Origin of the sequence: Natronoarchaeum mannanilyticum, assembly GCF_039522665.1 — an archaeon.
GTDB classification, from domain to species: Archaea; Halobacteriota; Halobacteria; order Halobacteriales; family Natronoarchaeaceae; genus Natronoarchaeum; species Natronoarchaeum mannanilyticum.
In genome coordinates this window covers 1,208,005-1,216,045 of record NZ_BAAADV010000001.1, presented here as the reverse complement: position 1 = coordinate 1,216,045, position 8,041 = coordinate 1,208,005, and the positions used below count along the sequence as shown (strand labels likewise).

At 67.6% G+C, this 8,041-nt stretch carries 7 protein-coding genes; 2 read left to right on the top strand and 5 right to left on the bottom strand.

All coding sequences use genetic code 11. The features are described from left to right. Positions 1-213 (bottom strand): hypothetical protein (locus ABDZ81_RS06350; protein ID WP_343773062.1); only part of this gene is annotated, 213 nt, incomplete at its 3' end. A 2-nt stretch (positions 214-215) separates the two neighbouring features. Here ABDZ81_RS06350 and ABDZ81_RS06345 point away from each other — a divergent pair. Beyond that, positions 216-1,829: a long-chain-fatty-acid--CoA ligase gene (locus ABDZ81_RS06345; RefSeq protein ID WP_343773061.1), complete on the top strand. Its 1,614-nt coding sequence runs from the start codon at positions 216-218 to the stop codon at positions 1,827-1,829. Between the two features lie 58 nt (positions 1,830-1,887). On the opposite strand, the gene ABDZ81_RS18145 is transcribed toward ABDZ81_RS06345, so the two are convergent. The 4 genes from ABDZ81_RS18145 to ABDZ81_RS06330 form a co-directional block, all read right to left on the bottom strand. Next, positions 1,888-2,103: a HalOD1 output domain-containing protein gene (locus tag ABDZ81_RS18145; protein ID WP_425541903.1), complete on the bottom strand. Its 216-nt coding sequence runs from the start codon at positions 2,101-2,103 to the stop codon at positions 1,888-1,890. A gap of 179 nt (positions 2,104-2,282) precedes the next feature. Continuing rightward, positions 2,283-3,530 (bottom strand): cation:proton antiporter, encoded by a 1,248-nt coding sequence (locus ABDZ81_RS06340; RefSeq protein WP_343773060.1) that lies wholly within the window; start codon positions 3,528-3,530, stop codon positions 2,283-2,285. After that, complete coding sequence (locus tag ABDZ81_RS06335; protein ID WP_343773059.1) at positions 3,531-4,109, bottom strand: cation:proton antiporter regulatory subunit; 579 nt, start codon at positions 4,107-4,109, stop codon at positions 3,531-3,533. A gap of 81 nt (positions 4,110-4,190) precedes the next feature. Beyond that, positions 4,191-5,345 (bottom strand): mechanosensitive ion channel family protein, encoded by a 1,155-nt coding sequence (locus tag ABDZ81_RS06330; protein ID WP_343773058.1) that lies wholly within the window; start codon positions 5,343-5,345, stop codon positions 4,191-4,193. Positions 5,346-5,553: 208 nt separating this feature from the next. Between ABDZ81_RS06330 and ABDZ81_RS06325 the strand changes: the two genes are divergently transcribed. Further along, positions 5,554-8,016, top strand: a complete 2,463-nt coding sequence (locus ABDZ81_RS06325; protein ID WP_343773057.1) for a DEAD/DEAH box helicase — start codon at positions 5,554-5,556, stop codon at positions 8,014-8,016. Positions 8,017-8,041: the final 25 nt, after the last annotated feature.

Sequence of the window (8,041 nt, the reverse complement as noted above, 5' to 3'; positions counted from 1 at the left end):
GTCATCGACGACAATCTCTCGATCCCGCTGGCGGCCGGGCTGGTGGGCTGGTTCGGCGTGACGTACCTGCCCGCGCTGGCCTGAGGAGCGGCGGCCTACGTCACCGAGGGACTGAACGACGTTCAACCGGTGGCTGCGCCTGATTCTGGAGAGGATGATGAAAATATTGCCTGTAATCGCACGTTTAGTGCGTTCGGCGGCCGAATCTATCATGAATGAAGAAACAATTGCTCGTGACCGACTTCCTCGATCGGGCCAGAACGTACTACGGCGACTACGAAGCCGTCGTGGGAACGGACGGCGAACGGTTCACGTACGACGAGTTCGGCGAGCGCGTCGACCGGTTCTCGGCGGCGCTGCAGGCCCGCGGCGTCGAGAAGGGCGACCGCGTCGCGGTGCTCGACCCGAACACGCACTACCACCTCGAAGCGGCGTTCGGAGCGATGCAGTGCGGTGCGATCCACGTGCCGCTGAACTACCGGCTCGAACCCTCTGACTACGAGTACCTCCTCTCGGACTCGGGGGCGAGCGTCGTCTACGCGGACTACGAGTACGCCGGCAAGATCGAGGCGGTGCGCGACGAGATTCCCGCCGACGTGTTCGTGACGAACGACCCCGCGCCGGTCGAGGGCGACTGGATCGACTTCGAGTCGTTCCTGGAAACTGACCCCGACGACTACGACCGCCCGGAGATGACCGAGGACGAGACGATCACCATCAACTACACCTCGGGGACGACCGGCGATCCGAAGGGCGTCTGCCGGACCCACCGGACGGAGTCGCTGCACGCCCAGCTCGTGACGATCCACCACCACCTCGCCGACGACGACGTCTACCTGTGGACGCTCCCGATGTTCCACGTCAACGGCTGGGGCCACATCTACGCCGTCACCGGCCGCGGCGCGAAACACGTCTGCACGCGCGGCGTCGACGCCGAGGCCGTCTTCGACGCGATCCACGACGAGGACGTCTCCTTCCTCTGTTGTGCCCCGACCGTGCTGACGATCCTCGGCGAGTACGCCGACGAGCACGATCCGGCGTTCAGCGGCGACAACCCGGTCCGCGTGACCGCCGCCGGAAGCGCCCCGCCGAGCGCGACGATCCGCGAGGTCGAAACCGAGTTCGGCTGGGAGTTCACGCAGTTGTACGGCGCCACCGAGACCGGGCCGCTGATCGCCACCTCGGACGCCGCCCGGTTGATCCCCGAGGAAGGAGGGCTCCGCTTCTCGCTGAAGCAGCGCCAGGGCGTCGCCCCGCTCGGGACCGAACTCCGCGTCGTCGACGACGACGGAGAGGAGGTCCCCCGCGACGACAGCACGATCGGCGAGGTCGTCGTCCGCGGCAATCAGGTCATGGAGGAGTACTGGGAGAAGCCCGACGAGACGCACGCGGCGTTCAACGACCGCCTCGAAGGCTGGTACCACACCGGCGACCTCGCCGTCGTCAACGAGGACGGCATGATCGCTATCAAGGACCGGAAGAAAGACATCATCATCTCGGGCGGCGAGAACATCTCGTCGGTCGAGCTGGAGGACACGCTGTTCGACCACGAGGCCGTCGGCGACGTGGCGGTCATCCCCGCGCCGTCCGAGAAGTGGGGCGAGACGCCGAAGGCGTTCGTCGTCCCGGACAACGGCGATCCCGAGAACCCCGGCGTCACCGCCGACGAACTGACCGCGTTCACCCGCGAGCAGCTGGCCGACTACAAGATCGTCCACAGAATCGAGTTCGTCGACGCGATCCCGAAGACCGCGACCGGGAAGATCCAGAAGTACGAACTGCGCAAGCGCGAGTGGGACGACGAGGATCAGATGGTCGGGAAGGGGTAGCACCCCGGCGCGCAACGTTCGACGGAGGACAAATATCGTCCGGGTGGATAGGAGAGGTTCACTTCGTCCGGGGTTGTAACCCGCTACTGTCGATACTGATATCACCGTCACCCGTAACGATCACGTTGTATCCACAATACGTGAACCGGATGACGGACCGTTCATCCGCGGCCGAATCGACGAATAACCGCAACGCTCTCGGGTTGATTTGGGAATAGAGCGGGGGAAGGCTCGTCTCCTCGCACCCCTCTTGCTGTGCGATCTCTACGATGATCCTCTGTGCAATCCCATTGTGTGAGGAGGACGAACTACAGGCACATAATGCCGCATACTGACTCAGAAGATCACACGTTAGCTACCGAAGTGTTCCGTCGACCGATTCGCACGTGCACTTACCGCCGCTACAGCCAGAGCAGCCGGGGGATTCTGCTCGCGAAGTACCGAGGCTCAGTGTCACTCCGCGGCGTCAACCAGATACGGCTGGGCGACCGACCAGAGCCGGTCGGCGTACTGCATCAGCACGGTGCCGAGGATGCTCATCACGAGCACGTATCCAACGGTGAGGTCCGGGATCGTCTCGGTCATCACCGGACCGGTGCCGGCCGTCGCGATCGTCGCCGCGATGATCAAGGAGAACTCCCCGCGCGTGACCATTCCGGTCGCGACCCGGAGCGAGCGCCGCTCGTCGAGATCGTAGATCCGGCCGCCGAGGTAGCCGCTGACGAGCTTCGTGGGAGTCGTCACGAGGACGGCGAGCGCGAGCACCGCCACGAGCGCGGGGTCGGCGAACACCGCCGGATCGGTACCGAGCCCGACCCAGAAGAAAAACACCGCCGCGAACAGATCCCGGACCGGGATCAGCAGCTCCTCGATCTCGTGGACGTGGTCGGTCGAGGAAAAGCCCATCCCGACGAAAAAGGCCGCGACGGCCTCGCTGACGTCGAGCAGCAGCGCGAGCCCGGCGACGAACACGACCAGCGCGACGGTTCGCAGCACCGTCAGCTCTCGGGAGTCGGTTTCGAGGTAGCGCTGGAACAGTTCGGAGCCGTAGAACACGCCGCCCAGCAGGACGAGGATGAACCCGACGGCGATACCGATGTCGGTCGCCGCGGCGCCGACGTCGCCGCCGCCGATCACGAGCGCCGAGACGACCGCGAGGTACAGCGCGATAAAGAGGTCCTCGAACACGAGCGTCCCCAGCATCGGGTCGCTCTCGTCGTTGGCGATCCACCCCAGATCGATCAGCGACTTGGTGATCACGGCGCTCGACGAGATGTAGACGATCCCGCCGAGCAACACGGCCTCGATCGCCGACCAGCCCAGCGCCAGCCCGAGCAGGACGCCGGCGGGGAAGTTGATCGCCAGATCGACGACCCCCGCTTTGCCGATCCGGTCGCGGCTCTCCAGCAGGCGCGTGATGCTGAACTCCAGGCCCAGGAAGAACAGCAGGAAGACGATCCCGAGCTCGGCGCCGAGTTCGACGAACTCGCTCTCGGAGACGTACGGCTGCTGGAGGGTCACGGCAACGTCGCCGAGTCCGATCTCCAGCGGCGCGAGCCGCCCGAGGACGTGCTCGCCGGCGAGCATCCCCCCGACGATGTAGAAGGGGATGACCGACTGGCCGGCGCGCTGGGCGATCGCGCCCGCGAGCGCGATGCCGACGAACAGCGCGCCGATCTCGATCAGCGGCGTCGCCGCCATCTAGGGCTCGTCGTTCGCGGAGTCGTCGTCGACGAACTCGTCGTCCGCCGTGTCGCCCGGCGGCTCGCCGCCACCCGGCGCGCCGTCGAGCGTCGCCTCGCCGGCGGCGAGCCGTTCGAGTTCGGTGTGGCTCTCGCGGTCGCCGATCGAGACGAGCGTGTCGTCGACCTCGAACTCGACGTCCGGCGGCGGGTTCTGGATCGTCTCGTCGCCGCGCTGGACGGCGATGATCGAGGCGCCGGTGCGCTGGCGGACCCCCGACTCGGCGAGCGTCGTCCCCACGAGCTCGGACTCGTCGGTGACCTTCGCCCACTCGATGATCGTGTCGTCGTCGAGCACGGTGCTGATCTCGTCGTCCCGGATCGGCTGGAAGTACGCGCCCTCCATGATCGTACCGACCTGGCGGGCCAGCTTGTCCGAGAGCTCGAACAGCTTCTCGGAGTCGGCGTCGGGCGAGTCGCGGACGAACAGCTCGCGCTTGCCGGTGTTGTGAATCACGACGACGAGCTGGGCCTCCCCGTCGAGGTCGATCTCGAACTTCTTGCCGACCCCCGGGAGGTCGCTTTCGTAGACGGCCATACGGGAGCAAGGGAGCAAATCGACAAAAAGGACCGTGGTCCGGGCGGCGGCGCTACGACCGCTGCCTGGTGCCGCCCGCCCTCACTCGGCGTCGCCCGCCGTCCGCTCGCCCTCGCGATCCGGCGGGGCGCCGTCGGGCGGCGCCGGGTCCGGATCGAGCGCCGACCGGGTCTCGTCGTCGAACGTGAGCGTCCGCTGAGGGTAGGGGATCTCGATGCCGGCCTCGCGGAGTCGGCCGTGAATCCGCTCGTTGAGCGCGTTGCGGGCCTGCGCCTCGCGAGCGGGGTGGTGGATGAACCCCCGGCACTCGAAGATCAGCGCCGAGTCGCCGAACTCCCGGAAGTGCGTGCGAGGTTGGGGATGGTCGATGATCTCGTCTTCCGCGCGCATCGTGTCGAGCAGCACTTCCTCGACGCGCTCGGGGTCGCTGCCGTAGGCGACGCCGACGGGCACCCGGATGCGCTTGTGGCGCTGGGGCGCCGACTCGTTGGTGACGTGCGTGGAGTTGAGCACCGCGTTCGGAACGGTGACCTCGACCCGGTCGAGGGTCACGATGGTGGTCGCCCGGAGCCCGATGTCGACGACGGTGCCTTTCTCGCCGGTGTCGAGCACGACGAAATCGCCCGGCTTGTACGTGTCGTCGGCGAACAGCGCGATGCCGCCGACGAAGTTCGCGATGGCGTCCTGGGCGGCGAGTCCGATCACGATCCCGATGACGCTCGCGGACGCCAGCAGCGGCGTCACGTCGACGCGCCAGACGTTGAGCAGCGAGAACAGCGCCGCGAGGACGACGATCGCCGTCCAGACGTTTCCCAGGACGGGCGCGACGTCGGAGACGGCCGCATCCTCGCTCACGCGCCGGAGCGTCCGGCGGCCCAGGCGCACCGCGGCGAGCGACCAGATCAACACGAGTAGCGTCAGCGTCGCGCCGCGAAGATAGAAACCCAGCACCGGGAGGTCGGTCAGCAGGACGGCGACGTAGACGCCGGTCAGCGGGAGCGTTCGGTAGATCGGCGTCGCCAGCACGTCGAACAGCATCGCGGGAAGCGACTCGCCGCTCTCGTCGAACCGGCGCGCGACGAGCCGCGGCGCGACCAGTTTGAGCGCGACGGCGGCGGCGGTCGCGATCGCGATCACCAGCAAGATCCGCTCCAGCGAGTTCATCTCGGCCAGCGCGCCCGGGAGCGCCGGGAGCGCGTCGGCGAGCGCGGGGGCGACGGCGTCGGTCGGTTGCACGCGTGGGGCTTCCACGGTCGGGTACAAATCCACCGGTTGCGACGCGATGACATACCGGGACGGCGAGGCGTCGAGGTGACCGCAATGGGAGCCGAAGCAACGCCGGCGAGCCCGCGGGCGACGCTCTGAGCGCGGCGGCCACGCGCCGGGGACCACTTTCACCGCGCTGGGCGAATCCTTAACCGCCCCCGCCCCGAACGGACCCGCAATGGCCGCCACGGACGGAGAAACGCAGTACGTGGACCACCCGCTGCTCGCGCCGAACTTTCTCGAGCGGCGCCTCTACCAGCTCCAGCTGGCCGGCACGGCGACGGACCACCACACGCTGGTCTGCCTGCCGACCGGGCTGGGCAAGACGACGGTGAGCCTGCTGGTGACCGCCAACAGGTTACAGGACGTCGGCGGGAAGGCGCTCTTTCTGGCGCCGACGAAGCCGCTGGTCCAGCAGCACGCCGACTTCTACCGCGAAGCGCTCGAAATTCCGGACGAGGACATCGTCGTGTTCACGGGCGAGGTCAGCCCCGACGACCGGGCCGAGTTGTGGGAGTCGGCGCGGATCGTCATCGCGACGCCGCAGGTCGTCGAGAACGACCTCGTCGGCGGGCGAGTGAGCCTCCGGGACGTCACCCACCTCACCTTCGACGAGTGCCACCGCGCGACCGGCGACTACGCGTACAACTACATCGCCGAGCGCTACCACGCCGACGCCGCCGACCCCCTCGTGACGGGGATGTCGGCGTCGCCCGGCGGCGACGAGGAGGAGATTCTCGAAGTCTGCGAGAATCTCGGCATCGACGAGGTCGAGGTGATGACCGAGGCCGACGCCGACGTCGACGAGTACACCCACGACACCGACGTCGAGTGGGAGCGCGTCGAGCTGCCCGAGACGATCACCGACATCCGGGACGCGCTGAACGACGTGATCGAGGACAGGTTAGAGAAACTCAACGAGCTGGGCGTGACCAACAAGCGCAGCGCCGACCTCTCGGAGAACGACCTCCAGTCGATGCGCGCCGAGCTCCAGAAGCTGATGAACAACGACCAGTCCGAGGGGTACGAGGGGATGTCGGTCCACGCCGAGATTCGCAAGCTCCGGACCGCCGTCACCTACGTCGAGACCCAGAGCGTCGAGGCGCTCGCCCGGTACTTCGAGCGCCTGCGCAACGCCGCCCGGTCCTCGGGCGCGTCGAAGGCCGATCAGCGTCTGGTCTCGGATCCCCGAGTTCGGACGGCGATGCAGGACTGCGCGTCCTACGACGAGCTCCACCCGAAGTTCTCCCGGACGCGCGTGCTGCTCGCCCAGACGCTCGGCATCGAGGAGGGCGAGCGCGTGATCGTGTTCACCGAATCGCGGGACACCGCCGAGATCCTCACCGAGTTCCTCTCGGAGAGCTTCGACGCCCGCCGGTTCGTCGGCCAGGGCGACCGCGAGGGCAGCGACGGGATGACCCAGAAGCAACAGCAAGAGACCCTCGACGACTTCCGGAGCGGGGAGTTCGAGGTGCTGGTCTCCACGTCGGTCGCCGAGGAGGGCCTGGACGTCCCCGAGGTCGACCTCGTCCTGTTCTACGAGCCCGTCCCGACGGCGATCCGGTCGATCCAGCGCAAAGGGCGAACGGGCCGGCAGGCCGAGGGGCGCGTCGTCGTCCTGCTCGCCGAGGACACCCGTGACGAGGCGTACTTCTGGATCTCGCGCCGGCGCGAGCAGCAGATGGAAGACGAGCTCCGGGAGCTCAAGGGGCTCACCGACGAGATCGAGGAGGAGCTCGACGACAGCCAGCAACAGCTCGGCGATTTCGAAGGCGGGGCTGGCGGCGGCAGTAGGTCGTCGAGCACCGCGAAATCGGCCGCCGACGGCGGCGAGAACGACGTCCAGCCCGGGCTGGCGGATTTCACCGGCGCGGACGACGAATCGGGCTCGGACGAGACGGATGGCGACGACGCCGCGGCGGCATCGGCGTCGGACAGCGAGGACGCCACCGTCGCGACCGCCGAACCGGACGAGCACGGCACGATCGAGATCGTCGCCGACCAGCGCGAGCTCGACGCCAACATCGTCCGGGAGCTCTCGAAGCGCGAGGACGTCCAGACCAGACTGGAGACCCTGGAAGTCGGCGACTACGTGCTGTCCGATCGCGTCGCGGTCGAGCGCAAGGCCGTCGACGACTTCCTCGACACGCTGACCGGCGGCGACCGGTCGCTGTTCGAACAGGTCGGCGACATGAGCCGGCACTACTCCCGGCCGGTCGTCGTGCTGGAGGGCGAGGGGCTGTACGAGAAGCGCGACGTCCACCCGAACGCGATCCGAGGCGCCTTATCGAGCCTGATCGTCGACTTCGGCGTCAGCGTGCTCCGGACCGAGGACGAGGACGACACCCGCGAACTGCTGGCGGTAATCGCCGGGCGCGAGCAGGAGAACGAGGACCGCGAGGTGTCGATCCACGGCGAGAAGCAGTCCAAAACGCTGTCGGAACAGCAGGAGTACGTGGTGGCGTCGATCGCGGACGTGGGGCCCGTCACGGCCCGCTCGCTGCTCTCGGAGTTCGGCACCGTCGAGGCGGTGATGACCGCCCGGAAGAAGGACCTGCTGGAGGCCGAGGGCGTCGGCGAGGTGACAGCGGATCGAATCCGCGACGTGATCGGCAGCGAGTACGTTCCGGACGGCCGGTAGAGGGGAACGCACTTGACTTCGCGGG